We start from the raw sequence: 26,303 nt of genomic DNA, 5'->3' as shown, positions 1-26,303 counted from the left end.
TTCAGCGCCAGCGGGCAACGTTTCGGTTTCATTCGTCGCCGCCCAGCGCTGGGGCTGGAACCATTTACTTAATTGCTAACAGCCACTTATTTCATCGGTAACTGCTTTTCCACTAACGCCACCCACATGGCAACGCCGTGCGGAATCAACGCGTCATTAAAGTCATACCTGGCATTGTGCAATGGGTGGGATGGGGTATCACCATCTGCCCCCAACCAGAAATAAGCGCCGGGACAGTATTCGAGCATACAGGCGAAATCTTCAGATGCCATAGAAGGAGCGATGTCCCAATGTACCTGATTCGCACCAAATATCGTTTCCGCTACCTCGCGTACCGTTTGCGCACTCCGCGCATTATTGCAAGTCACCGGATAACCAGGGTAATAACTCATCGACCCCGTCACGCCGAACACCTCAGGAATTTGCGCCACAAACTGCGCAATTAATGCCTTTACCTGTTCACGCACCGAGGCTTGCAGGCAACGCAGCGTACCACGCAGCACCACTTTTTCCGGAATAACGTTGATGGCCTCGCCACCCGCAATCTGCGTGATACTGATCACTACAGACGACTGAGGCGACAGGCGTCGGGAAGGGATAGTCTGTAACGATAACACCAACTGAGAAGCGGCCACGATAGGGTCAGCGCCATTTTCCGGCATAGCGGCATGACAGCTTTTGCCGGTCAGTACAATTTCAAACGAATCAAGCGAGGCCATCATGGCGCCGCAGTTCAATCCGGCATGTCCAACAGGCAGTCCCGGCCAGTTATGCAATGCATAAATGCCATCCATCGGGAAACGGGTAAACAGCCCTTCTTCCACCATACGACGCGCACCGCCAAGGTTTTCTTCCGCCGGCTGGAAAATGACTCGCACCGTCCCGCTGAAACGGCGAGTCTCGCTGAGATGGCTCGCCGCCGCCAGCAGCATCGCGGTATGCCCGTCATGACCACAGGCGTGCATCACGCCGGGGTGTTGAGATTTATAGGGAAGACTGCCCAGTTCCGTAACCGGTAGCGCATCCATATCGGCACGCAATCCGATGATCGGCCCAGGGCCATTTTCCAGCGTTCCCACCACGCCCGTTTCCGCCAACCCGGTATGGACCTGAAAGCCAAAGCGAGACAGCAACGTCGCTACCATTTCGGATGTCTGGCGTTCATGATAACCCAGTTCCGGATTAGCATGTAATTTGTGCCGCCACTCAATGGCCTGCGCAATCAGCGCCGGAGAAATCCCCATACTCTCCTCCTCATTGATTCACACCTCAGCCACCTGCTCCGATGTGTATTTTGCCCCAGACTCAGTCACCCTAATGATGACTTACTCTACCCCAGCCACCAATACGGACAAAGATTATCTGCCGGACAGTAAAGATACTTTTGGCATAACGCTTCGTGAACAATCCACCCTGCTTTGCGTATAACGCCTATGGCGACTGACGTAGCACAGATTGACATGACGTGGCACAGACTTACGTGGCATAGATTTTTTCAGGAAAAATAAGAGGTGAGTGCGTGTTTCATCGCTATACAAACACAACAACATCAACAAACTGACTTTTCAAATTCACGTTTCTCCCATCGTGCCGTGATGTGTGGTGTGCCACAATGAACCCCACAGTATGGCATTAGCCATCGCATCAGAAGAAAGGAGTAAAAATGAGTGACGCACCTGCCGCTGGCCTGTCTGCCAGCGAGGCGCTGGACCGACTGGAAGCGCTGTATGATGGCGCAGTCAGAGCGCTGCGTACCGCAATCGGCGATTTCATTAACCACGGCACCCTGCCGGATGCCGCCGCTCGCGCCAATGGGCTGTTTGTGTATCCGGAACTGCGCATTACCTGGGACGGACTGTCGCAAAAGCACAGCAAAACCCGTGCGTATGGCCGCCTTACCCACGGCGGCAGCTACCGCACCACCGTCACCCGTCCACAGTTGTTCCGGCATTATCTGGCGGAACAACTGGCAATTCTGGAAAACGATTATTCGGCCACTATCGACGTCGCACCATCGGACAAAGAGATCCCTTACCCCTATGTGATCGACGGTGCCAATCTGAAGCTGGAACGCTCAATGAGTGCTGCTCTGGCGCAGCATTTCCCCACCACATCGCTGGCGCTTATCGGCGATGAAACCGCTGATGGTCTGCTACAGACGCTTGACCATTTCCCCTTGTCACACTTTGACGCGCTGCGTACTGACTTTTCTCTGGCACGCCTGCGCCACTACACCGGCACCCGCGCCGAGCACTTCCAGCCGTTTGTGCTGTTTACCAACTATACCCGTTACGTTGATGAGTTCGTACGCTGGGCTTGTGATCAGATTGCCGATCCCTCCAGCCCGTACCGGGCATTGGCCTGCGCAGGCGGCGCAATGATCACCGCCGACACCGAGAACCCGCAGCAGGCGGTATCCGATCTGGCATGGAAAAATCATCAGATGCCGGCCTATCATTTGATCTCGCGCGAAGGGCGCGGCATTACGCTGGTGAACATTGGCGTCGGGCCGCCTAACGCCAAAACCATCTGCGATCATCTGGCGGTACTGCGACCACACGCCTGGCTGATGATCGGCCACTGTGGCGGCCTGCGGGAAAGTCAGAATATCGGTGATTATGTGCTGGCACATGCCTACCTGCGCGACGATCATGTGCTGGATTCGGTGTTGCCGCCGGATATCCCAATCCCCAGTATTGCCGAAGTACAACGCGCCTTGTATGACGCCACCAAGCAGGTCAGCGGTATGCCGGGCGAAGAAGTGAAACAACGGCTGCGCACCGGTACCGTGGTCACCACCGACGACCGCAACTGGGAATTACGTTATTCCGCCTCGGCGCTGCGCTTCAACCTTAGCCGGGCGGTGGCGGTAGACATGGAAAGCGCCACTATTGCCGCGCAGGGATATCGCTTTCGCGTGCCATACGGCACGTTGTTGTGCGTGTCGGATAAACCGCTGCACGGTGAGATCAAACTCCCCGGTCAGGCAAACCGCTTTTATGAAGGGGCGATTTCTGAGCATTTGCAGATTGGCATCCGTGCGGTAGATTTGCTGCGTGCTGAAGCCGAACACCTGCACTCGCGCAAACTGCGCACCTTCAACGAGCCTCCATTCCGCTAAATAAAATAAAACCGCTCTCAGGCTAACGAGAGCGGTTATCGATTGTTCATTCACAGAATCGTTTTATAAAGGGTTGCTGGCCCGCTGCGCCGAAACGGCGTAGATGAAGTAAGAGTTTCTGGTCTATGATGAAAAATGACCGGCAAGTGAACACCGCCGGCCTGATATTCATAGCGAACCAACATGCGATTGACAGAAAAGGAGAGCGTTATATGTCAGGCAGTAAAAAGAAAAAGAGTCCGATTGGTCTGGATGTGCAGCAGTCTGAAAAGATTGCCGCCAAACTGAACACGTTGCTGGCTAACTACCAGATTCTTTACATGAATGTGCGCGGTTATCACTGGAATATTTCCGGCGCGGCTTTTTTCGAACTTCACGCCAAGTTTGAGGAAATCTACAACGAACTGCTGCTGAAAATTGATGAACTGGCGGAGCGTATTCTGGCACTGGGCGTGCAGCCGCTACATGCCTACAGCGACTACCTGGAAGTAGCGGATATCAAAGAAGACGTCAACGCCACCGATGGCAAAAAAACGCTGCAAGGGCTGCTGGCCGGTTATGCGGTGCTGCTGCAACAGCAGCGGGAAATCCTGCCGCTGGCGGCGGATGCCAGCGATGAAGGCACGGCGTCGCTGATGACTGATTACATCAAAGAGCAGGAAAAACAAATCTGGATGTTCAATGCCTACCTGAAATAACCCCGGCCTGACGCCTCGTCACAATCACTACCCCGTCCAGGACGGGGTTCATGCATTAACGGCGTCCAACTAACTGACCAGCAGGACGCCGTTAGCAAGGCTCAATGACGATTAAAAATCGACATTGACGCCCAATTGGAAGGTGCGTCCCGGCATCACCGCCAGTTCACGGTTGTAACTATCCTGATTAGTGCTCAGCGTCAGCTGGCGGCTGCTCAGATAATCCCAGTATTTCCGGTCGGTCAGGTTATAAACGCCGCCGCTCAGCCGCACATTCGGCAGCACGCGCCAGTAGGCAGTCAAATCCACCAGCCCGTAGCCCGGAACGCGCATGTACTGAACGGTCGAATCGGTCAGCGCCGCGCCAGTATTGTTATACCCCTGACGGTTGGTGGCGGTGGCGCGCTTGCCTTTCTGGAAAGTCGTGGTGATGGCGGCACCGTAGCGGTTATCCGTCTCGTCCCAGGCCAGACCGACCACCGCTTTCACCGGCGCTACGCTGTCGAGGTCAACGTATTTGTCGCCCAGATAGCGGGATTTTGACTTGCCTTCGTTATAGCCGACCGCCAGCGTAGTACTGAACCCACCGAGCGCGTCGAACCAGGTGCCCCACTTCACGCGACTGCTGAATTCCGCGCCGTAGATGTAAGCCTTGTCACGGTTTTCCATCTGGTAAGCGGTATAGATATTCGACGGTACGTTGGCGAATTTTTCCGGATTGGCGGCGCGGGTGTAGCGGGTGCTGGCGATAAAGTTCTTGTAGTCGTTGTAGAACACGGCGGTGCGGAAGTTGACCCCGTCGGTCACGTCGCCTTTCACCCCCCACTCATAGTTGTTGCTGGTTTCGGTTTCCAGATTACTGTTGCCGATCAGCGCGTACTGCGCGCGGCCAGCATAGTTGGAACCCAGGCTCCAGGAACCGTACAGCTGGCTGGCATCCGGGAACTGGGCGCCGCGGCGATACTGCAGGTAAGTACTCAGGCGCGGCGTCAGTTCATACTGCAGGCTGAGCGACGGCAGCACTTCAGTATCACGGGTGGTCTTGCCGTACAGCGACTGCACATCGCTCGCGGTGATCACACTGCTGCCCGCACTCAGGCTGGACAGGTTGCGTGACTTCGTGCTCTGGTGCGCCACCCGCACGCCAGGGGTGATAGCCAGCGTCTTGCCGGCCAGCTCGACCTCCATCTTATCCTGCACGAAACCGCCCAGACTATAACTGCGGCTGTCCGCCTCCGGCTGCATAATGGCGTTGGGACCGGTCTGTACCGGTGTTTGATGGAACGGTCGTTCGGTGTCGGACTGCTGAGCGTTAACACCCCAGGTGAACTGGTGCATACCCCAGGATTTCAGCAGGCTGGTTTCAGCGCCGTAGGTTCTGACGTTGTAGTCGGAGTTGACCTTCTGCATACTGCCGTCGTCCAGCGGCATGTCGGTGTCGTCTTTTGCACTGGAGCGCTGGGCGTAGACACGAGAATCCACCGCATCCACCCAGCCGGTGTTGGTGGCGGAGGTCCAGCTGTGGCGCAGGCTGCCGCTCCAGCGTTCGCTGTCGCTGTCCTGCTGTGAGGTACCGACGATGCTACTGCCTGTGCTATTCCAGCCATCGTAATGGGTGTGAGACGTCTTGTTGTAATAGTCGAGCGTTCCGGTGAAACGGTGCTGCTCGTTAGGTTGCCAGATAGCCGAGGTCATCACCGCCGTCGAGTGCCAGTTGAGCGGATAGGCCGACAGACGATCACTGTTAGTGCGGGTCTCCTGACCATCACGGCGGCTGACCACCGCAATGCCGCGCAGGGTTTGGTCGCCGCCAGCAACGGTAACGCCATTGTGCCAGCTGCGGCTGGCGGAGTCGTAGTCGCTCTGATAACCGACATAGTGATCTTTCTGCGCGGATAAGTACTGATCGGGCGATTTGGGACGGAACGACACCGCGCCGCCGATGGCGTTATTGGCGCGTTCGATCGGGGTCGCGCCCGCGTCGATGCTGACCAGACCGTACATGTAAGGGTCAATGTAATCGCGGCCAATACCAAAGGTATTCAGCCCCGGACGCCCGGCATAACTGCGGCCAGTGGCGTTGGGTTGCGGGATGCCATCCACATCGATCGCCACCCGATTACTCTCCAGACCGCGGATGTTGTAACCGGTATAGCCGCCGCGATCAAACCCGCTTTTACCGGCGCCGGAACCGCCGCTGACGCCGGTGGCGCTCACCAGCGGTTGATAGCGCATGATAGAACCGAAGTCGTTGCCTCCGTTCTTTTGCATCTCACTGTCGGTAATCGTAATAGTGGTACCCGCCTGGGTGACTCGCGGCGACATCACCGTCATCTGATCGCCGGATGAGCCGGTAGCAGCATTGTCCGCCGACGCCGCGTTTTTCTTTCCGGCACCCGTCGTGGCCGAGGCTGCCGTCGTCGATGATGTCGAGGTATTCACGTCCGCCGCCAACGTCGGGCAGGCAAGACCGGTCAATACGCCGGTCAAAATAATTCGGTTTAACCCGATGCGATGCGTTTCTTTATTGTGCAAGAACATACTGCAACCTCAATAGTAGATGTCATTATCTTCTTGCTCAGTGATTGCCAAACAGTATTATTTCAACCCGTTACGGTCGTGTATCCGTTATCGTTCCGGTTGCCGGTGCGCTAACCGCCCTGTCGCAACCGGAGCACTTCCGGGTAACGTTGTTATTATTATGATTGTCGTGCTTTGGGCGTCATCAATGCGCCACCTGCCGCTTAACGCCGCAACGCCACCTGCGGCGTACCGGCATCGAGGTGACGACTGACCCACACTTCCGCCTGGTACCAGCGCTGAATCGCCGTTTCGGTCAGCACCTGCGCCGGCGCGCCTTCCGCCACTTTGCAGCCGCCCTGCATCACCACCACCCGATCAGCCCATAACGACGCCAGATTGAGATCGTGCAATACACAACACACCGCAAGATTTTCTTTTATAGTCAACGACTTCAGCAATCGCAGCAACCGCTGCTGATAAAACAAATCCAGCGCCGAGGTCGGTTCATCCAGAAACAGCCAGCCTTGCGGACCGTGGCCCCGCCAGAGCTGGGCCAGCGCCTGCGCCAGTCGGACACGTTGCTGCTCGCCGCCGGACAATTGGGGATATAACCGACGGCGTAGATGCTCGCAACCGGTCAACGCCAGCACTGCAGACACCACGTCCGGCTCCGGCGTATCACGCCAGGGGGCTCGCCCCATCGCCACCACCTCTTCCACCAGAAATGACGCGGTTAGCGTATTATCCTGGCGCATCACCGCACGCAGACGCGACAGCGCGCCCGGCGACCAGCTTGTCAACGCACGTCCATCAAGCCGGCATTCTCCCCGTTGCGGGGTCAGATAGCCGGTCAACAACCGCAGCAGGGTGGATTTACCCGCACCATTAGGCCCGATCAGCGCCACCAGTTCGCCGGGATTCAGCGTCAGCGACACATCATCAATCAGGAACCGACCGGCAGTCACCCGGTAACTCAACTGATGCGCCTCCAGTGGCGCAAAACGTGGTTCAGCCATGCTGTCGCCTCAGAATCAACCACAAAAACCAGGGGCCGCCGATCAGACTGGTGAGCAACCCTACCGGCATCTCCGCTGGCACCACTAGCGTGCGGGCCAGCGTATCCGCCAGCAACAGCAGCAACGCGCCACCCAGCGCCGCGCCCGGTAACAGCCAGCGGTGATCCGCGCCCAACAGCAGCCGCATCAGGTGCGGCGTGACCAGACCGACGAAAGCAATAATGCCGCTGACCGACACTGCCGCCGCCACCAGCACCGCACACAGAATCACTATGCGGCGCCGGGTGCGATGCACATCCACCCCAAGGTAATGCGCTTCCTCATCGCCCAGTTGCAGCAAATTGAGCGGCGAAGCCAGCCGCTGCAGCCACCACACGCAGGGCACCACCAGCGACGCTACCGCCGCCACTGTTACCCACTGCGCCTGCCCCATACTCCCCATCCCCCACAACGACAACTGGCGCAGTTGCTGATCGTTGCTGATCCACGCCAGCAGACCGGTAGCAGCGCCGCCGATGGCGTTAATGGCAATGCCCACCAGCAGCAGGCGCGACAGGGAACGCTCGCCCGACAAGCTAAGGGAGAACAACAACAGCATGATCAGCAGGCTACCGACAAAAGCGGCCAGTAACGGTAGGTACAACGCCAGCAGTGTCGGCAACGCCAGCGGAAACAGTATCGCCAGCGCCACGCCGACAGCCGCGCCACTGCTGACACCCAGCAACACCGGGTCCGCCAGCGGATTGCGAAACAGCCCTTGCATTCCGGCGCCGGACAGCGCCAGCGCCATCCCCACCAACAACGCCAGCCCCACACGCGGCAGGCGAATATGCCACCACACCTGCCACGCTATGCTGTCGAGCGGTTGGCTCATCAACTGCGTCAATGACACCGACATTGCACCGCTGCCGGCGGCGATCACCGCCAACAGTGCCAGCGCACCCGCCATTGTCAGCAACGTCAAACGTGGAGACTGACTCACTTCGCCGCATCCACGGTTTGACGCAGGCGCAACAGCGCCGCCGGCGTATCCAGACTGAAGCCCAGCAACGCCATGTCATCGACAATCAGTAACCGTTTGTGCTTGCTGGCCGGCGTCAGCGCCAGTCCTGGCAGTTTCCACACTGCCGCCTCGCCCCCCAGGGATTTCGCGCCATCGGTAGTAATCACCACCCAGTCCGGCTGGCTAGTTACCACGCCTTCCTGCGACAGCGGTTGATAACGGTTGAATCCCTGCATCGCGTTCTGCAATCCGGCGGCACGGAACGCCGCATCCGCTGCGGTGCCCTGCCCGGCCACCATCGCGCTCATACCGCCATGACTGAGAATAAACAACATGCGGGCCGTCGTCGGCTGGGGCGGCACCGCCGCCAGCTGTTGTTTTATCTGCTGCGCCAGCGCGTCGCCGCGCGATACCACCCCCAGTGCATTGGCGATCACCTGAATCTTTTCGCTAATGCCTTCGATCGTTTGCGGTTGAGGCACTGTTACCACGCGCACACCCCGGCTGGCGACCTGTTCCAGCACTGTGGACGGTTGCGCCAGTGCGCTTGCCAGCACCAGCGTCGGCTGCATCGACAAAATGCCTTCCGCATTTAGCTGGCGCATATAGCCGACATTCGGCAATGCTGTCGCCGCCTCCGGATGCAGACTGGTGCTGTCACGCGCCACTACCTTGTCGCCTGCCTGCAACGCAAACACAATCTGGGTAACATCACCGCCAATGGTCACTATCCGATCAGCGGCCAGCAGCGACAGCGGTAACCACAGCAACAGCAGGCACAGCCCCCTCATGCTGCCACCTCCGGCGTCACCAGCGACATCACCTGCTCACGCCAGCGCGCCTGCTCCGGCTCGCCTTCCGAACGCTGACCAAACAGTTGGGCGATCGGCGTGCCGTCGGCTGCGAACACCTCCAGGCTGGTGACAATGCCGTCTTTGGTCGGCTTACGGGTAACCCAGCTTTCAGCAATGGCGTCTTCAACCAGATGCAACGTGAAGTCACGGTTGAACACATTCAGCCAGTTTTCCATCAGCGTTACCTTTTCGATCACGCCAGTGAAAATCTGCACACAACCGCGGTTGCCAACAAAAATCATGATTTCATTACCCGCCTGCTGGGCAGCGCGTAGCAACGTCCCTAACGACTGATTGCTCACCTGACAAGCCAGATCGTCGCTCACCGCACGAAACGCCTGCGGACGCGTGACCTGGTGCCGCCTGAGCAACGGGAAGAACTGGTGAACATCGGTCATCGCCCGCCACTCCTGTTCGATCACAGTGGCGTCCAGCACAGCAACTGGGGTATCGACTGGTACCGGTTGCAGCACCAGCGGCGGGTTATCCGCCAGCGTAAAGCGATCAATCAGCGCCAGCCAGACGGTCAGTTTCGTGTTGTCGGTGGCATAGACCTTCAGCACTGCGTCGCCGTGACGATCAAAAAACTGAATGCTATGACGTTCGCCGCGCGCGGTCTGTTCCGTTAACGCAAACGCACTGTCCCACTGTTCGGGAAACAGGCGCAGGTCCAGCCCGCGCGGGTTGAGCACCAGACCAACGTGTTCACCAATGCGCTGGTTATGGTAAACCCCAACCTGTTCATGTACTGCGTACTCATTGCGGGTAATGGACTTGGTTTCACCGACGGACTCCAGCCCGGCCAGCAGTGCACGTTTGTCGCCGGATAAGCGTCGGGCATCATGCCCGACGCGCAGCGATGTCAGCTCCGCTTCTCTCAGCCCCATCATGTGGGCCAAATCACGGGCATACTTGTGTGGATGCTCAACTTTTAGTTGCAGGTAGTGTGTGTAGTGATGCTGCATATGCCAAAACTCCCTCGACAGCGCCGTCCGCTGGCTACGGTATTGATGTGTGAATTCCCCACAAAAGATAATAATTATTATTATCATTATAAATAAATGAAAACAAGACACATTCGCAACAAAAATTTACTAATTCATTACATTCCGCAGGGATAAATCCGGGGGTACGCCGTGTCTGGATGATAAATCAGAGTGGTGAGCAAAAAATCAGCTGCGGTTTTCAAATTCAATTTTCATTATTATGGAATAATACCATTCACATTTATCTTGCCATTTAATTTACCAATGATAATCAATCAATTAAAAAATCAATTAATAACCTCATAGCATTACCCATCAGCCTATTAACAACGGTAAAATTCAAATGGCATCAATTGGCCAAAATACCCTTCACCGGCATCTATGATAAGCACACTCAACAGAAAAGAAGTTATAACTCCTTTATTCCATGGCAATTTCCTGTCGAAAATAAACATAAATAGCTTAACTATGCCCCAAATAATTCGAGTTGCAGGACAACACGCTCGCGTGTTGAACAACGCAACGCGTTGGCTCATTAGAGCCTTGTAACGCGGCAACCGCGTGACAAATTCGTTGGGAACGAATTTGACCAGCCAACGGCTGGCCTCTGGTGAGAGACAGGATGTCTCTCATTTCATTCCCAGTCACTTAATAAGCAAGTGACTGGGGGGAATGGCAAATCGGCGAAAACTAATTTGAACGCTGCGGACAGCAGCACCGAACTATGAAATGGTCCGGGTAGCGCAGCAGCTGACACACCTTGCTGACGCCACGGTCCGCTCGTTTGCCAGCATTATGCAAGACATCTGTTTCATTATCCCCGAACGCACCAATTTTATGCTGATCTTTTATTATACGTCTCTCCTGGGTATTAAGTTTAAATCAATCCCCAACAGACCTGCGATGAACCAATATTTATTATTTTCACTAAATCAATACTCAACAGCACGGGGGTTATGATTTCTCTTTTCATTGCCCTCGCTATAATCGTTAACCATAGAATGATGCAAGGCCAGCGATAAATGCCAGTCTCGCACGTGAATATGACAGGGGTTTTAAGTTTATTTTATGGTGATACGTTATTGCTCCCCTGTGGTTATTTTTAGCATTATCACTGGGGATTAAAATGGAAAAAAAATCTGCATTGTCACTTTTTTATCATCTGTTAAAGGGCAATTTTTTCTCTGAAAAAATCTGGTGTGCGACAGATATAAAAGCCAAATTTCTATTGCGCTCATTGCTAATGCCGTCAATAACTTTACGTCACCTGCAAAATATTATTGAGATTCCCGCAATGCAGAAGGCAGTAAGCATTCGCCCCATGCTGCCAACCAAGGTGCATCGCCCTTATCTGTCCGCCACGCTACGTGCAGACGAACGAGCTGAGGCGATTCGTAGCCATTATCTTTTCGTGCAACAACTTGCCAACCCGTTTCTGAAACAGGCATTGCTCAGTCAGGATGACTATTGTCTGGCCCGTTTTTCCGGTAAAAACGGCGAGATTTTTTCGCTGATTTGCAGCAATTCGCGTTACGACAAAGAGGGTGAGGCTACGCTGCGCATTCGTTTCAATGACATGGTGCTGGCGTCGCTGACGTTTTCCGTCATTCGCAGTCAGGACCAACTCACCATCATGATTGGCGGTTTACAGGGAAAAGGCCGTGAGCAGACCCGTGAACTAACCAAAGACGCCTCGAAAGCCTGCTTTGGGCTGTTCCCTAAACGCCTGTTGCTGGAGTGTCTGCTGGCTATTGCCCGTCTCACCGGGATCACGCGTATTCTGGCGGTAGGCGATGAAAACCATGTTTACCAGAATTTGCGCTACTCCTACCGCAAAAATAAAGTGCGTTTTTCCAGTTACAGCGAATTCTGGCTGTCAATCAACGCAGACAGAAACGCACAGGGGTTGTATCAACTCCCGCTGGCTATTACACGCAAAACGTTGGATGAATTGCCAAGCAAGAAACGGGCACAGTATCAGCGCCGTTACCAGTTGCTGGACGACATTCATGCCCAGGTCAGGCAAAATCTGGAGCACACCGCGTCATCGGATACAACGGCATCGCCCCGCCAACCAGACAGCCAGTTCAACCGTTCGGTTGATAACAATGGAACCATGAAAATGTCACATCCACACCAACGGGAAGAGGGTCACAGGCAACCGTGTCAGGTTGCTGTGCCGCCGGCCTGATAACCGGTTCATGATGTAGCGACATGACAAGCCATCCTTGCCTGACAAGGATGGCCCCCCAGACACTCACTATGATGACCGGTAATCAGCAAGTGACCAGCCTCAGTTCGCGCATATCCAGATAGTCGCCAACTCTGGCGGCAGAGAGGTTGAATGAGAGTGCGAACAGCCAGGCGCTGCGCGGGATCTTCCAAATGGTGCCTGAACTGCCTTTCTGCAGTTGCTCGCTGCTCTGGATGTAATCGTTACCATCACGCGACAAATCCACCATCACCTGACCGAGGCCGTTTACCGCGTACGCATGGAGTTTTTTGGCAATGACCACCTTAGCGTTAACGGAGGTTCGAGCCTGCCAGGTCACCCCAATTTGATTCTGCCCACTGATCGGTATCAGGAATTGTACCTGTGCGTCACCGCCCTCAGCGATTCTCACAAATCGCCCGTTCTCTTCTTTGATACAGGCGGGATCATAATGGCAGGCGCAACCCGCCACACCGGGATAAACCAGCGTGCTACCGCCATCGTTAAGGGCGATCAACTCCGCCATCTGGTTGGAAAAAATCAGATTGTTTTTCCAGCAGGGGCGATTGGAGATAACGCAGGAGGGTACATTGACGCCATCGGTGGCAAAGCAAACATTGGTCAATGTGGTCTGATAATCAAACGCTTGTTCGAAAATCAGGTAGGGCCGTTCCGGATTCTGGCGCACAAAAATCGCCCCACCGTTGAACACAAAGCTGGCGTTCTTTTTCCTGAGCACCACCGCAGGTTGCTTTCGCTTCACATACTCAACATGACCGTTGATTTCAACATGGCCTTCATTTATTAACGCAATCCCTTCACAGTAATCAAAGCTGCCCGCCTGCCAGTACACGACGCCGTTCGGATTATCGATTTCGAACGCATACCCACCGTTTTGCCAGATACAGCCGATGAAGGTAAAACGTTCGTAGGAATCTGGCTGACGGGTCAGGTACAGCAGGCGATCACAGTTATTAAAACCACAGGAGAACCAGTTCCATCCCCAACCGCCCGCACCGTTGGAAAAGACCCTCCTGAACCCGGTAAACCGGCAGGAATAAATACTCAACAGACAGGAGGCATTACGGTTGGAATTGCTTTCTGGGTTATAAGCAAAAAACAGATCTAACGTTCTCTTTTCAGAAATAAAATGCACACCAGAAAAAAAGCTGTCCACAATATTACTGTAAGCCGCATCCACATCCGGATTTCCGGTCACCACCATCGCATATTTATCAAATTTACCATTTTTGGTAAAAATAATTGTCAGAGGGCCATGAATAGAAACTTTCGATGCATCTATTTTTATCGTAGAAGAAACTAAAACAACGCCTTGCAACATTAACCTGACTTTCTGCTGTGAATTTGATAAAGATTTCGATTCTTCCAACATATCATTAAGAAGCATCTGAAAAGAACCCGTAGAATCTTTCTTTCCAGAAAAATCAATATTGTAACGAGCGAGATCATTAGTGAACGCAACTGTATTATTGCTCTGAGTGTTATTATCCCCCCCCGCCGCCACAGAGGTCACTGCAAATGATGCCAGGCTGCCCACCAGGAAATTTCTTCTGTTCATAAAACCCTCCTACTCCAATAAATTCAATGAATTAAAAATAAAAACCCTCTAGAACCACGGAATGAACGATCAGCACCGATAGATATATCGAAAATAAAAAAATAAAAACATAGCGTTAGCCCACTGTCATAACTTTCTGCAAAAATAATTAAAAATAAAAATTCATTTGTTTTATCATCCATCGGTACAACACGTTTACTGAATAATGGGAGTTGAAAATTGGACGCAACCATAAAATACGACCCGCTTTATTGGACAATGCTTTGCATTTTCCTGATACCGCAGTTTGTGTTTGTATTTTTCCAACAATCTTCACTGGCGTCAGGCATGATGGTAGCGATAATACCTATTTATATTTATGGCTTGCGCTATATGAAAAACCTGGCATTTCCCAGCGGAAGAATCTTACTTTTCTCAATAGTGATATTTATGTTGCTGGCGCAATCTGGCTATATTGCGGCGATGTATGACAATTACAAACCGCTTTTCACATTACCGGCGCTGGTTATTGTGTTATTCGGCGCCATATTATTCTCCAACCGCTTGTTGACCACTGATCCAGACACCCTTGCCTCTGCTTTTCGTGCTGTTACCTATACCTTGTTGTTACTTGGCTGGCTCTCGGTTATCTATCGCATTGACATCGGCAATTATGCGGCAAAACCTAAAGCGGTGTTTCCTTTTTCTGAGGAGAGCCATTACGCGCTGACGGTAGGCATCTTTGTCTGCGCCAGCGGTATCCTGATGAAAAACCGGGAACGCATGATATTGATGGCGAACCTGCTGTTACAGGCGTTGATTTTCCCCAGTCTGACGCTGCTGGTGTTCTGTATGATGGCGATTTTTGTTTTCTGGATGTCGCGCCGCATTACGCTGATGCTTACGATCATTGTCGTACTGGTCGCAGCAGTGTATGTCATGCTGACCTATTTTTCCGACCTGCCCGCCATCGCCTATTTTGGTTCACGTCTGGCTATCAACGACGACACCGACAACCTGACCACACTGGTATTTCTGCAAGGGGTGGATGACGCTAAAAACGCCTTGTTGGAAAGCCATTACCTCGGACTGGGGCTACAAATGGCAGGCACCAATAGTGTCGGCAAATACGGTTACATCATCCAGTCGCTCGCAGGCAACGACTTCAACCGTACCGACGGCGGCTTTTTGGCTTCGAAAATCGTCAGCGAATTCGGTGCCATTGGTCTGTTGCTTAGTATCGGCTACCTGTGGGTTCTGAAAAAAGCCGTCAATACTATCAATCACATCCGTGATAATACCGATACCGAATCGACACTACTGAAAATCGCCATGGCGGTGATAATCGCCTACGCCGTCGAATTTTTCCTGCGCGGCTATGGCTATTTTTCGCCAGGATTATTTCTGTTCGCCACCATGATGATGGTCAGCAGCAAGCTGTATTACCAGCAGACCAGCGTCGAGCGCCCGCAGGTATCTCCAGCATCGATCCGGCCTCAGTCCTGATAGCCGTCAGCGCCTCCTATGTTGCAAGAGGCGCTGACATCCCCAATCGGCTATTCCCGGTCTACCATGTCGTACAACACATCGCGCCGATTCAGCATCTGCCCACCATCACGAGTCAGTGGTACCCAACCGATGGAGCCGTGGCGGGTAGTCGGCGAGTTAAACAGCAAATCAAACGGAATAGTGAAATAGATGCCTTTGGTGAAGCTGCCTTCACCATAGTCTTTGGCGCTGACATTGGTGACAGTGGCAAAGGCACCAGCGACGATCCCGCTGTCGAAACGGCGCGACAGATCCAGCGTGACGCCTTTATCGCCGGCCAGATAGCGCCCGACACTGATTTTCGCCAACCCGCCTTCAACGAACGGCAGTGACCAGTAGGTAGTCAGGTGACCGGTAGTAACACTGTAATCGCTCAGGCGCTGCGGATCGTTCCAGTCTCGCTGCTTGACGTGGTTGACGTCTATACCCACCGCCCAACGGCTGCCAAAAGGCCGATACAACACCTCGCCCCCTACCCCGGCATACATCATTTCCAGATAGCCGCCATAAGCCTGGGTATACCAGTCGCGTGCCGGATGATCATAACGCGACAGCTGCAGATTGGTCAGTAAGACATCAGAAGCGGTCACGTACTCACGAATATGCGTTCGAACCCGCGGCAACGCCGCACCATCCAGCGGGGGAGATTTGTAGTTGAACCGGTCATAGTTGTTGAGCAAATTGATATTCACCGTACCCCCCAACCGCCAGTTCTCCGTCATGCGGAAATCGGCGCTGGCATTGGCTGACAACTGGTACATATAGAACGATTCCGGGCCGCCAAACGACTGCTGAAGCGAGGGGTCGATGCCATAAGAAAAGCGCGGTGGAGCCGTGTGCAACACCTGCCGGCCACGTGGTTCCGGCAACGGTTCGACGTGATAGGGATTCGGTTCATCCACACCCAACGGCGTACTGCCGGACTCCAGTTGACGCAACGCGCTGGCATCCACTCTGGTGCTGGTGGTCGTCAGCGGGCCGCTGCGGGTAACTATATGGTACTGAGTAACCTTGTCCGGCAGATTATTCGCCAGTACCGTTGCCGCACGTCGGCTGGCTTCGGCATCGCTATTATATTTATATTGCTCCGCCACCACGGTGACCTGCTGATCATCAGCATAAATATCCGGTTGGGCAAAGCCGGCCTTTTTATCCAGCTCTTGTGAAACACGCTGCCAGTCGGTTCCACCCGGTGTATTTTTCGCCGGCAAATACACCGGTGGTTCGTCATCAGGATGAAAGGGCCGCAACCGGTTAAAGTTGGTATTCAGCGTGAACCCCCACATCAGGGTGTTGCCACGTTCCCACGACAGCGAGGTATCCAGCCAGTCAGTGGCGCGATACACCAGCCCAACGTTAATCGGCGAATCCTGCTTGATGTGCTGCGATGCAGGGCGCGTCTGATCTGCCGCTTCCTGGCTGTAATCGTTGCTGTCATATTCCAGCTTGAGCCGCAACGGGTCCCACGGCGTTTGGTACTCCAGCCCGGCAAACAGCGCCGCAGGCCCGTGAAAAAAGTTCTTCACCGCAAACTGCCCGGTTTCGGTAGAGGTAGGACGGGTACAGAATCCTGATGCCAGACGACAGGCTGGGTTAGTAATATTGCCGCTCTGTGCCATGTTGCCCCAGCCCATACCCAGCGTGAAATCGACAGGTCCCCAGCGCTTGCTGGCCACCAGATATTCACTGTCGAACAAGCCCGTACCGGCAATATCACGCAACCCCAGCGAGACTTGCGGTAGCCAGCGACTTTCCTGCCAAAGTCGCGCCTTGACGTCAAAACTTTTGTCTTTGTAGGTCTGATCACCGCTGAAGCCGGGAACGTTGCTGTAAGGCCGGGTGCGGATGTCGGTATATCGTAGCGTCGCCTCCAGCCAGTCGAGCACCTGTAACGAAATGGCGTAGCGACGATATTCCTGGTTATCGCGGTAACTGGCGCTGAACTCGCCGGTATCGGCCATACGTGCCGTCGGCATCTGCCATAACCCAACGCCGCCAAAGTCCATCTGCGATACCCCGGCAGGCTGATAATAGCCGCTGCGATTCGCCGCTTCGCTACTGTCCGCACCCGTTGCCCACGCGGGCGCCCCTAATGCGCTGCCTATCGCCAGCGACAGACAGCGTAATGTCAAAGTTGTGTTATTAGTCATTAGTGTGGAATCCGGTTGGCAAGATAGTCAGCAATCTGCGCATTCAACGAGGTGAAGCCCTCAGGCAGAATAGAAGGATCGAAACCGATAAATAGCGTTTCCCCCGCCGCCGGCTCATGGTGCCGGCGGTTCCAGATGGCCAGCGGAACATTGCGCCAGTGACCATCAACCGAGATCAGGTAACCCGTGTTGCTATCGCCACCCGGTAGAAAACGCCGTTTACCGATGTACTGCTCAACCGACCAACCGGGCCGCAGGTCAATATCCTTGAACACATTCGGCGTGCCGATATCGATACCGGTGCTGATTAACCCGAACAAAAAGAACTGCTGCCGGTAAGGCGACAGGTAAAGGGTATAGTTCCCCACCAACGGACGATTATCCCGCTGAGAAACGCGCACGATATCCGGGTCTATGCTGGCGTGAATCCGCCCCGCGATACTCACCTGCTTCAATGCCTGCGCCATATACCAGGCGGCGATAGCCCAGTCGCCATTGCCTTTAACCTGCCAGATCAGTTGCAACTGATAGAGTCTGGCCTGCAATTTTTCGCCTTCTTCGGTGACTTTTTTCGTCACCATCTCATTGGTAAGTAGTGCGCTCTGCCAGTTAATCTGGTCCGGAAACGTTATCTGGTCATAAAACCGATCCAGACGAGTACCATCACCCAGTACCACGGCAGGCCGTGTTTCACCCGCATAATTTAGCGTTAATTGTGCCGCCCCTGATGTTCCAGCCACCAGCAATAACAAGGCGACAAATCGATTGAATAACGACATAAAGTAACCTTATTGAATGTATGGCTTAAGGACAGTGAACTGGACCAGAGCCATGTTGGGTCCCATATACTGATGACTTTGAACGACCTGACCAGAATCCGGGTCAAGCCAGTATTGGTTGGTATAATGTTGGTTCAGCGTGGGTACGGTCACCTGTTCGTCGAAACGTACCGTTTGGCGCGGTTCATTCAGTATCGTCAGGATTTCTGGGCCTTTGTTCTCAAATACCGACTGCACGTCATAACCGCCGCGTAATACTTGCGACCAGCTGACAATGGTGTGCCATTGTTTCGGCGTATCAGGTTTCAGCAAACCGAGACTAAGCGGGTCGGAATCCAGATTGCCGACATGCTGAATGTCTTCTCCGAACCCTTGTGTTTCCACCAGTCGCCCAAAACGAGTGACGACTCTATTTTTATCCGCCGTCAGCCATTTCAGTTGCTGGTTATCAACAAACGCCAGCACCACAAAGACACGCGGAGCTTCACCCACTTTCAGATACGCCGACGCATAAGGGATTTGTTCGACCTGTTGTGGCGTCATGCTGGTGTCTTTCGGTCCTGATAATGCCGACAGGAAGGTCTGACTCCATTGGCTGAACTGCTGAGAACAACCTGTCAGCCCCAGCAGGATTAAGGGAATGACCAACAGCACACAAAATAAGTCTAATCCAATGATTTTTTTCATTGTTATGGGTCTCGCCTGAACATCCCGAAGCAGAAAAAAGGCCACCGAAGTGGCCTTGGTTATTAGCCCATCATTAACCGCGAGTTGACGTCGTGGTTGAAGTGCTGGTGCCAGTGGAGGTACTGGTAGAGGCAGAAACTACGCCACCTACAATGGCAGTACCCACCCCATGACCATAGCCGTAGCCATAGCCCGAACCGTTACCACTAGCCGAACTCGACGCGTGTGAACCAGCCGAGACACCACCACGATTGATGGAACTCCCAGCGGAGCTCCCAACTGCCAGGGCGCTTACCGGTACGGCTAGCGCCAGTGTCAGGATCGCCAACGTTTTCTTCATCATTACCATTTCCTTTCATTTCCCGTTAAGGACATCAGGCAGGGAAAACCGAAAGTTATTCCCTGTCCCCCGACTGGCTGAATTAATCAGCCAGGTTGGATCTTTCCCATGACCGGTGAAAAAATTATTTCAGCTTATCCTTCATGAAATAATTCCCGCGCATGGGTAAGATCCGAACAAAAATTCAGATAGAGAATAAGAAAAACAAGTTTGAGTGATTAATAAAATAAGAAAAATCGCAAGAGCGTTATTATTTTCCAATAAATTACAAGGAGATGAGGTATTATCAGAAAGTTCTTAACTATTAACGAAGAGATACTGAGAAATAAAAACCGGATATTTCTACCCGGTTTAATAAAATAAATAATACTCTGAGAATATTATTCTAACCATTCGGTGTGGAATACACCTTCTTTATCAATACGCTTATAAGTATGCGCACCAAAATAATCACGCTGAGCCTGAATCAAGTTCGCGGGTAATACCGCAGAACGGTAGCTGTCATAATAGGCGATTGCCGCAGAGAATGTCGGCGTTGGAATTCCTTGTTGTACCGCATAGGACACGACATCACGCAGCGCTTGCTGGTATTCGTCGGCTACCTGGCGGAAATACGGTGCCAGCAACAGATTAGCGATGTCGGCGTTTTCGGCGTAAGCATCGGTGATTTTCTGTAAGAACTGCGCACGGATGATACAACCGGCACGGAAGATCTTGGCGATTTCGCCGTAGTTCAGGTTCCAACTGTTTTCGTCAGATGCCGCTTTCAACTGGGAAAAACCCTGCGCATAGGAGACGATTTTCCCCAGATACAGTGCACGGCGTACTTTTTCCACGAACCCGGCCTTGTCACCGCTGAATGCCTGCGCAACCGGGCCGCTCAACACCGTAGACGCCGCCACGCGCTGGCTCTTCAGCGAGGAGAGATAACGAGCAAACACCGACTCGGTAATCAGAGACAACGGCTCACCTAAGTCCAGTGAACTCTGGCTGGTCCATTTACCGGTGCCTTTATTAGCCGCTTCATCCAGAATCACATCGACCAGATATTTACCCTCTTCGTCTTTCTTGGTGAAAATATCGGCGGTGATTTCGATCAGGTAGCTACTCAGCTCACCTTTGTTCCACTCGGAGAAGGTATTCGCCAGCTCATCATTGGAGAGCGCAAGCGCCTGTTTCAGCAGCGCGTAGGCTTCAGCAATCAGTTGCATGTCGCCGTACTCAATGCCGTTATGCACCATTTTCACGTAGTGACCGGCACCGTCAGCGCCAATATAAGTCACACAGGGCTCACCATCGGCACGGGCGGCAATCTGCTGCAAAATCGGCGCCACCAGTTCATAGGCTTCTTTCTGACCACCCGGCATAATAGACGGGCCTTTAAGCGCCCCTTCTTCACCACCGGAAACACCGGTACCGATGAAGTTAAACCCTTCTGCAGACAGTTCACGGTTACGGCGGATAGTATCTTTATAAAACGTGTTGCCGCCGTCGATCAGGATGTCGCCTTTTTCCAGATACGGTTTCAGCGACTCGATGGTTTTGTCCGTCGCTTCACCTGCTTTAACCATCAACAGGATGCGGCGCGGTTTTTCCAGAGATTCAACAAACTCTTCAACGGTGTAACACGGTACCAGTTTTTTCCCTGGATTCTCTGCAATCACCTCATCCGTTTTGTCTGCGGAACGGTTAAAGACGGATACGGTATAGCCACGGCTTTCAATGTTCAGCGCCAGATTGCGCCCCATTACCGCCATACCGACAACGCCAATTTGCTGTTTGGACATTAAAACAACTCCTGTCTGAAGGTAACCTGCCTGCGGCTAATTGCGCCTCAGGCAACAAAAAGCAGGCTGACATGGTAACCCAGCTAAGGCTGGGTGGGTAGTTATTGGTACAACAGGGGATCAGACAGGAATTCCACAAAAGGAATGGATGACACATAAACGGAATAAAAATCAAAAAAGCGGCACAATAAATTACAATGCTATTGATTATACGGATAACTACCTGAGCAACGACCGGAAAAAACCCGATAACACCGACGCATTATCGGGTTTGAACGGTTGATTAATACTTGCTCAGCAACGCCTTGATTTTGGTTTTGAAGGCATCACCCAGCTCCGGGTTGCGCAAACCATAGGAAACAAACGCCTGCACATACCCCATTTTACGGCCACAGTTGAAGCTACGCCCCGCCATCTGAACGGCATCAACCTGCTGGGTTTTAATCAGTTCGGCAATGGCGTCGGTCAGTTGGATACGTCCCCACGCGCCCGCCAGCGTTTTTTCCAGAATCGGCCAGGCTTCGGCAGTCAGAACATAACGCCCAACCGCAGACAGATCTGACCCTTCCACCGGAGCCAGTTCCGGTTTTTCGATCATCGCGGTGATAGCCGAGGCGTCGCCCGCCTGATTCAGCGACGTTTCGCACTCCACGATGGAGTATTCCGGCAGTACCTCGTACGGACGGTGTTTTACCAACACCTGGCTGTGCCCGGTCTCTTCAAAACGGGAGATCAACAACGCCAGATTGTCTTTTGACTGATCGGCGGAACTGTCATCCATCACCACATCCGGCAGCACCACCACAAATGGCGAATTGCCGATAATCGGGTGAGCGCAGGATACTGCGTGCCCCAGCCCCAGTGTCTGCCCCTGACGCACATTCATAATGGTCACGCCCGGCGGACAAATAGACTGGACTTCTGCCAGCAACTGGCGCTTGGCACGTTCTTCCAGCATCGATTCCAGCTCGAAAGAGGTATCAAAATGGTTTTCAATGGCGTTCTTAGAGGCGTGCGTTACCAGCACAATCTCTTTAATTCCCGCATTAACGCATTCGTTGACAATCTTTTCGATTACCGGCCTGTCAACCAGCGGAAGCATCTCTTTCGGAATCGCTTTAGTAGCCGGCAACAAATTCATCCCTAAGCCGGCAACGGGGATAATCGCTTTTAATGCTGTCATTTCGTGTTCTCTCAAAAACATGCTGCTGTTTGCCGCGACGAGGCAAAGACCACGCCACATTAATTTTTCTGATGCCAGAATACACCTAATCAGCCCCAAAGAGATCGCGGGTATACACTTTTTCCATCACATCAGACAATTCCGGCGCCATTCGGTTCGACAAAATCACGTCAGACATCTGTTTGAACTCATCGAGATTGTGAATAACGCGCGAACGGAAAAACTCTGACTCTTGCAACGCCGGCTCATACACCACCACATCGATCCCTTTAGCCTTGATACGCTTCATGACTCCCTGAATCGCGGAGGCACGGAAGTTATCAGACCCGGTTTTCATCACCAGCCGGTAGATACCGACAATCTTCGGATTCCGTTTGATCACGGAATCGGCGACGAAATCCTTGCGGGTGGTATTGGCGTCAACAATCGCCCGAATCAGGTTGTTCGGTACCGACTCATAGTTAGCCAGCAGTTGCTTGGTATCCTTCGGCAGACAGTAGCCGCCATAACCGAACGACGGGTTGTTGTAGTGCTGGCCGATGCGCGGGTCCAGCCCGACGCCTTCGATGATCTGCTTGCTGTCCAGCCCCAGCGTCTGAGCGTAGGTATCCAACTCGTTAAAGTAGGCCACGCGCATCGCCAGATAGGTATTGGCAAACAGTTTGATCGCTTCGGCTTCGGTGGAATCGGTAAACAGTACCGGAATATTGGTTTTGATGGCGCCGTCCACCAGCAGGCGGGCAAAACGCTCGGCACGTTCAGAACGTTCCCCCACCACGATACGGGAAGGATACAGGTTGTCATACAACGCACGGCCTTCACGCAGAAACTCCGGCGAGAAGATAATGTTTTCCGTCTCGAACTGTTCGCGGACCTGCGCGGTGTATCCCACCGGGATGGTGGATTTGATGATCATGACCGCATTCTGATTCACCTCCAGCACCTTGCTTATCACGGCTTCCACCGAGCGGGTGTTGAAGTAATTGGTCTTCGGATCGTAATCCGTTGGTGTAGCGATAATGACGAACTCCGCATCCTGATAGGCGGAATTAGCGTCCAGCGTAGCACGAAAATTCAGCGCCGGGTTGCGCAGATAAGCTTCGATTTCCTTATCCACAATAGGAGAAATGCCTTTGTTAAGCATTTCTACTTTTTCGGCGACGATATCCACCGCGACGACCTCATTATGCTGCGCCAGCAGCATAGCGTTGGACAAGCCAACATAACCGGTACCCGCAATTGCAATTTTCATTATCTGTCCACATTCATTCTACCGGGTAACATGCTGTACCCGTCACAGAACAATAGCAAAGCCGCAGAAACGTCCGCCGCATCATGCCGTCCAATTTCTCTTTAATTCGTTCAGGCTTGATAGAAATCCTGGTACCAGTCCACGAAAGCCCGTACCCCGTCTTCCACCCCAACCTGTGGTCGATAGCCTGTCACAGCGAACAGATCGCTGGTATCGGCATAGGTCTGATAAACGTCGCCAGCCTGCATCGGCATGAAATTTTTCACCGCCTCTCTCCCCAGCGCCGACTCCAGTGCAGTCACGAAATCCATCAGCCGTACCGGGCTGCCGTGACCAATATTGTAGAGTCGATATGGTGCAGAACTGGTGGCTGAAGAACCATTTTCCACCGTCCATTCAGCGTTGCGTTCGGGAATTTTATCCACCACACGCAATACGCCTTCTACGATATCGGTGACATAGGTGAAATCACGCCACATATCGCCCCGATTGTAGATATCGATAGGTTCGCCAGCCAGAATGTTGCGGGTGAACTTGAACAGCGCCATATCCGGACGCCCCCATGGCCCATACACCGTGAAAAAGCGCAGCCCGGTCGCAGGCAAGCCATACAGATGCGAATAGGAATGCGCCATCAGTTCGTTGGATTTCTTGGTCGCGGCATACAACGAAACCGGATGATCAGTCGAATCCGTAGTGGCAAACGGCGTTTTGCTGTTCAACCCATATACCGAACTGGAAGAAGCATAAATCAGATGACCGACACCATGGTGACGACACCCTTCCAGCACATTCAGGTGGCCGATGAGATTGCTTTGCGCATACACCATCGGGTTTTCCAGCGAATACCGCACCCCAGCCTGTGCAGCAAGATGGATAACACGCTCGAATTTTTCCGCCGCGAACAGCGCCGCCATCGCCTGACTATCCACAATATCTATCCGCTCAAAACGGAACCCCGGCAGCGCACGCAATTTCGCCAGCCGCGCTTCCTTGAGCGATACATCATAATAACTGTTGAGGTTGTCTATCCCCACCACCGTATGGCCGGCAGCGCAGAGTGACTGACAGGTATATAAGCCGATAAAACCGACCGCACCAGTAACAAGAAATTTCATTCAGGAACTCTTAACGTGACTTGAATGGCGGAGATAATACCATTCACTGCCTTGATTCAGCACCCGCTAACCACCGAAAAAGCCAGAGGGTGCCCAAAATCACCTCAACACTGGCGCAACAGCGCTAAAATTGTTCGGGTTTTTTCCTCCATTAATCGGACATTCTGGCGCGACTCGACATTGAGCCGCACCACCGGTTCCGTATTAGAACAACGCAAATTGAAACGCCAATCAACGAACGTCAGACTGATGCCGTCAGTTTCATCTATCGCCAACGCCTGCGGCTCCAACGCCGCACGCACGCGGGCAATCGCTGCAACCGGGTCAGTCAACAAGGAGTTGATCTCTCCAGAGGCGGGATACGCCATCATGCGCTCACTGACGAGTTGCGACAGCGATTGCCCACGCACGCCGATCAACTCCGCCACCAGCAGCCATGGAATCATGCCGGAATCGCAGTAGGCGAACGAGCGGAAGTAATGATGTGCGCTCATTTCACCACCATAAATGGCATCTTCCTTGCGCATCCGTTCTTTGATAAAGGCATGGCCGGTTTTAGACATCACCGGATTACCGCCTTTACCGATGACGATATCCACCGTATTCCAGGTCAGGCGCGGGTCGTGGATGATGGTGGAGCCCGGTGCCTTGTTCAGGAACGATTCCGCCAGCAAGCCGACAATATAGTAACCCTCGATAAAACGCCCCTGATGATCGAACAGGAAGCAGCGGTCAAAATCACCATCAAACGCCACACCGAAGTCTGCCTGATGTTCAACCACTGCACGAGCGGTATCCTCCCGACACTCCGGCAGTAGTGGGTTAGGAATACCGTTGGGAAACGAACCATCCGGCTGATGATGAACCTTGATAAAGGTTACCGGTGCGCCATGGCGGTGCAACTCGGCCTCAAGGGCGTCCACCACGTGACCAGCCGCCCCATTCCCGCTATTGATAACTATCTTCATCGGCGTCAGATTGCGCGGATCAATGTACGCCATCAGATGCTCGACATACGGCTTCAATATCTCCAGAGGCTCATACCCCCCACGACGCGGCAGGTCTATAGCTGCAAAGCGATTTTCTTGCGCCAGACGCTGGATATCCTTCAGCCCGCTATCACCGCTGATAGGTTTAGCACCGGCACGCACCAGCTTCATTCCATTGTAATTAATCGGATTATGGCTGGCGGTCACTTCTATCCCACCGTCCATCTCAAAATGGAACGTGGCAAAGTAGATTTCCTCGGTACCGGACAAACCTATGTCATACACATCCACTCCGGCATCGCGCAGGCCATCCGCCAGCGCACGTTTTAGCGCTTCGCTGGTCAGCCTCACATCGCCGCCCACCACCACACGCCGGGGTTGAATCACCTCGGCATAGGCTCGGCCGATGCGGTAGGCGATATTTTCATTCAGTTCAGATCCCAGTTCACCGCGAATATCATAAGCTTTAAAACAGGTTAATTCGGACATCGGCTTTTCC

21 protein-coding genes are annotated in these 26,303 nt (G+C 53.3%); 4 read left to right on the top strand and 17 right to left on the bottom strand.

Translation table 11 applies throughout. The features are described from left to right. Positions 1 to 86: 86 nt before the first annotated feature. On the bottom strand, positions 87 to 1,244 hold the full coding sequence (locus Dpoa2040_RS05665; protein WP_168640598.1) for a M20 aminoacylase family protein: 1,158 nt from the start codon (positions 1,242 to 1,244) through the stop codon (positions 87 to 89). Between the two features lie 419 nt (positions 1,245 to 1,663). Between Dpoa2040_RS05665 and Dpoa2040_RS05660 the strand changes: the two genes are divergently transcribed. Then, positions 1,664 to 3,121 carry an AMP nucleosidase gene (locus Dpoa2040_RS05660; protein ID WP_168640597.1) on the top strand — a complete coding sequence of 486 codons (1,458 nt, stop codon included), beginning with the start codon at positions 1,664 to 1,666 and terminating at the stop codon, positions 3,119 to 3,121. 212 nt (positions 3,122 to 3,333) lie between these two features. Continuing rightward, on the top strand, positions 3,334 to 3,819 hold the full coding sequence (locus Dpoa2040_RS05655; RefSeq protein ID WP_042873851.1) for a Dps family protein: 486 nt from the start codon (positions 3,334 to 3,336) through the stop codon (positions 3,817 to 3,819). 111 nt (positions 3,820 to 3,930) lie between these two features. Here the strand turns inward: Dpoa2040_RS05655 and Dpoa2040_RS05650 are convergent, their stop codons facing one another. The 5 genes from Dpoa2040_RS05650 to Dpoa2040_RS05630 form a co-directional block, all read right to left on the bottom strand. Then, positions 3,931 to 6,360 (bottom strand): TonB-dependent receptor domain-containing protein, encoded by a 2,430-nt coding sequence (locus tag Dpoa2040_RS05650; protein ID WP_168640596.1) that lies wholly within the window; start codon positions 6,358 to 6,360, stop codon positions 3,931 to 3,933. Between the two features lie 203 nt (positions 6,361 to 6,563). Then, entirely contained in the window at positions 6,564 to 7,358 is a 795-nt protein-coding gene (locus tag Dpoa2040_RS05645) for a heme ABC transporter ATP-binding protein (RefSeq protein WP_168640595.1), read from the bottom strand. After that, a complete protein-coding gene (locus Dpoa2040_RS05640) occupies positions 7,351 to 8,307 on the bottom strand; it encodes an iron ABC transporter permease (RefSeq protein WP_168640615.1) in 957 nt (318 codons plus the stop codon). Before Dpoa2040_RS05640 ends, Dpoa2040_RS05645 begins: the two co-directional genes overlap by 8 nt. Positions 8,308 to 8,336: 29 nt before the next feature. Then, positions 8,337 to 9,152, bottom strand: coding sequence for a hemin ABC transporter substrate-binding protein (locus Dpoa2040_RS05635; RefSeq protein WP_168640594.1), 816 nt, complete (start codon positions 9,150 to 9,152; stop codon positions 8,337 to 8,339). Next, positions 9,149 to 10,180: a hemin-degrading factor gene (locus tag Dpoa2040_RS05630; protein WP_168640593.1), complete on the bottom strand. Its 1,032-nt coding sequence runs from the start codon at positions 10,178 to 10,180 to the stop codon at positions 9,149 to 9,151. The genes Dpoa2040_RS05635 and Dpoa2040_RS05630 overlap by 4 nt, the downstream gene beginning before the upstream one ends. 1,147 nt (positions 10,181 to 11,327) lie before the next feature. Between Dpoa2040_RS05630 and Dpoa2040_RS05625 the strand changes: the two genes are divergently transcribed. Next, positions 11,328 to 12,392 carry a VirK/YbjX family protein gene (locus Dpoa2040_RS05625; protein WP_168640592.1) on the top strand — a complete coding sequence of 355 codons (1,065 nt, stop codon included), beginning with the start codon at positions 11,328 to 11,330 and terminating at the stop codon, positions 12,390 to 12,392. 85 nt (positions 12,393 to 12,477) lie between these two features. On the opposite strand, the gene Dpoa2040_RS05620 is transcribed toward Dpoa2040_RS05625, so the two are convergent. Together Dpoa2040_RS05620 and Dpoa2040_RS05615 are read right to left on the bottom strand one after the other, a co-directional pair. Beyond that, positions 12,478 to 13,971: a hypothetical protein gene (locus Dpoa2040_RS05620; protein ID WP_371810581.1), complete on the bottom strand. Its 1,494-nt coding sequence runs from the start codon at positions 13,969 to 13,971 to the stop codon at positions 12,478 to 12,480. A 44-nt stretch (positions 13,972 to 14,015) separates the two neighbouring features. Beyond that, on the bottom strand, positions 14,016 to 14,174 hold the full coding sequence (locus Dpoa2040_RS05615; protein ID WP_168640590.1) for a hypothetical protein: 159 nt from the start codon (positions 14,172 to 14,174) through the stop codon (positions 14,016 to 14,018). A gap of 247 nt (positions 14,175 to 14,421) precedes the next feature. On the opposite strand from Dpoa2040_RS05615, the gene Dpoa2040_RS05610 reads away from it, so the two are divergent. Then, positions 14,422 to 15,477, top strand: coding sequence for a hypothetical protein (locus Dpoa2040_RS05610; RefSeq protein ID WP_246867256.1), 1,056 nt, complete (start codon positions 14,422 to 14,424; stop codon positions 15,475 to 15,477). 50 nt (positions 15,478 to 15,527) lie between these two features. Here Dpoa2040_RS05610 and Dpoa2040_RS05605 read toward each other — a convergent pair whose 3' ends face one another. The 9 genes from Dpoa2040_RS05605 to cpsG form a co-directional block, all read right to left on the bottom strand. After that, a complete protein-coding gene (locus Dpoa2040_RS05605) occupies positions 15,528 to 17,669 on the bottom strand; it encodes a YjbH domain-containing protein (protein ID WP_168640589.1) in 2,142 nt (713 codons plus the stop codon). Continuing rightward, positions 17,669 to 18,448, bottom strand: coding sequence for a capsule biosynthesis GfcC D2 domain-containing protein (locus Dpoa2040_RS05600; protein WP_168640588.1), 780 nt, complete (start codon positions 18,446 to 18,448; stop codon positions 17,669 to 17,671). The genes Dpoa2040_RS05605 and Dpoa2040_RS05600 overlap by 1 nt, the downstream gene beginning before the upstream one ends. A gap of 9 nt (positions 18,449 to 18,457) precedes the next feature. Then, a complete protein-coding gene (locus Dpoa2040_RS05595; RefSeq protein ID WP_168640587.1) occupies positions 18,458 to 19,135 on the bottom strand; it encodes a YjbF family lipoprotein in 678 nt (225 codons plus the stop codon). Between the two features lie 73 nt (positions 19,136 to 19,208). After that, complete coding sequence (locus Dpoa2040_RS05590) at positions 19,209 to 19,475, bottom strand: hypothetical protein (protein WP_246867255.1); 267 nt, start codon at positions 19,473 to 19,475, stop codon at positions 19,209 to 19,211. A gap of 380 nt (positions 19,476 to 19,855) precedes the next feature. Next, entirely contained in the window at positions 19,856 to 21,262 is a 1,407-nt protein-coding gene (gene gndA, locus Dpoa2040_RS05585; protein WP_042869655.1) for an NADP-dependent phosphogluconate dehydrogenase, read from the bottom strand. Positions 21,263 to 21,545: 283 nt separating this feature from the next. Beyond that, positions 21,546 to 22,445: a sugar phosphate nucleotidyltransferase gene (locus Dpoa2040_RS05580; RefSeq protein WP_042873847.1), complete on the bottom strand. Its 900-nt coding sequence runs from the start codon at positions 22,443 to 22,445 to the stop codon at positions 21,546 to 21,548. Positions 22,446 to 22,530: 85 nt separating this feature from the next. Then, positions 22,531 to 23,697 (bottom strand): nucleotide sugar dehydrogenase, encoded by a 1,167-nt coding sequence (locus Dpoa2040_RS05575; RefSeq protein WP_042869652.1) that lies wholly within the window; start codon positions 23,695 to 23,697, stop codon positions 22,531 to 22,533. 110 nt (positions 23,698 to 23,807) lie between these two features. Then, positions 23,808 to 24,815 carry an NAD-dependent epimerase gene (locus tag Dpoa2040_RS05570; RefSeq protein ID WP_168640586.1) on the bottom strand — a complete coding sequence of 336 codons (1,008 nt, stop codon included), beginning with the start codon at positions 24,813 to 24,815 and terminating at the stop codon, positions 23,808 to 23,810. A 104-nt stretch (positions 24,816 to 24,919) separates the two neighbouring features. Then, entirely contained in the window at positions 24,920 to 26,293 is a 1,374-nt protein-coding gene (gene cpsG / locus Dpoa2040_RS05565) for a phosphomannomutase CpsG (protein WP_168640585.1), read from the bottom strand. Positions 26,294 to 26,303 lie beyond the last annotated feature (10 nt).

This window comes from Dickeya sp. CFBP 2040, from assembly GCF_012273755.1.
Lineage (GTDB): Bacteria > Pseudomonadota > Gammaproteobacteria > Enterobacterales > Enterobacteriaceae > Dickeya > Dickeya poaceiphila.
Note: the sequence above shows the minus strand (reverse complement) of the source record. Positions and strands in the feature narration are given on the sequence as shown.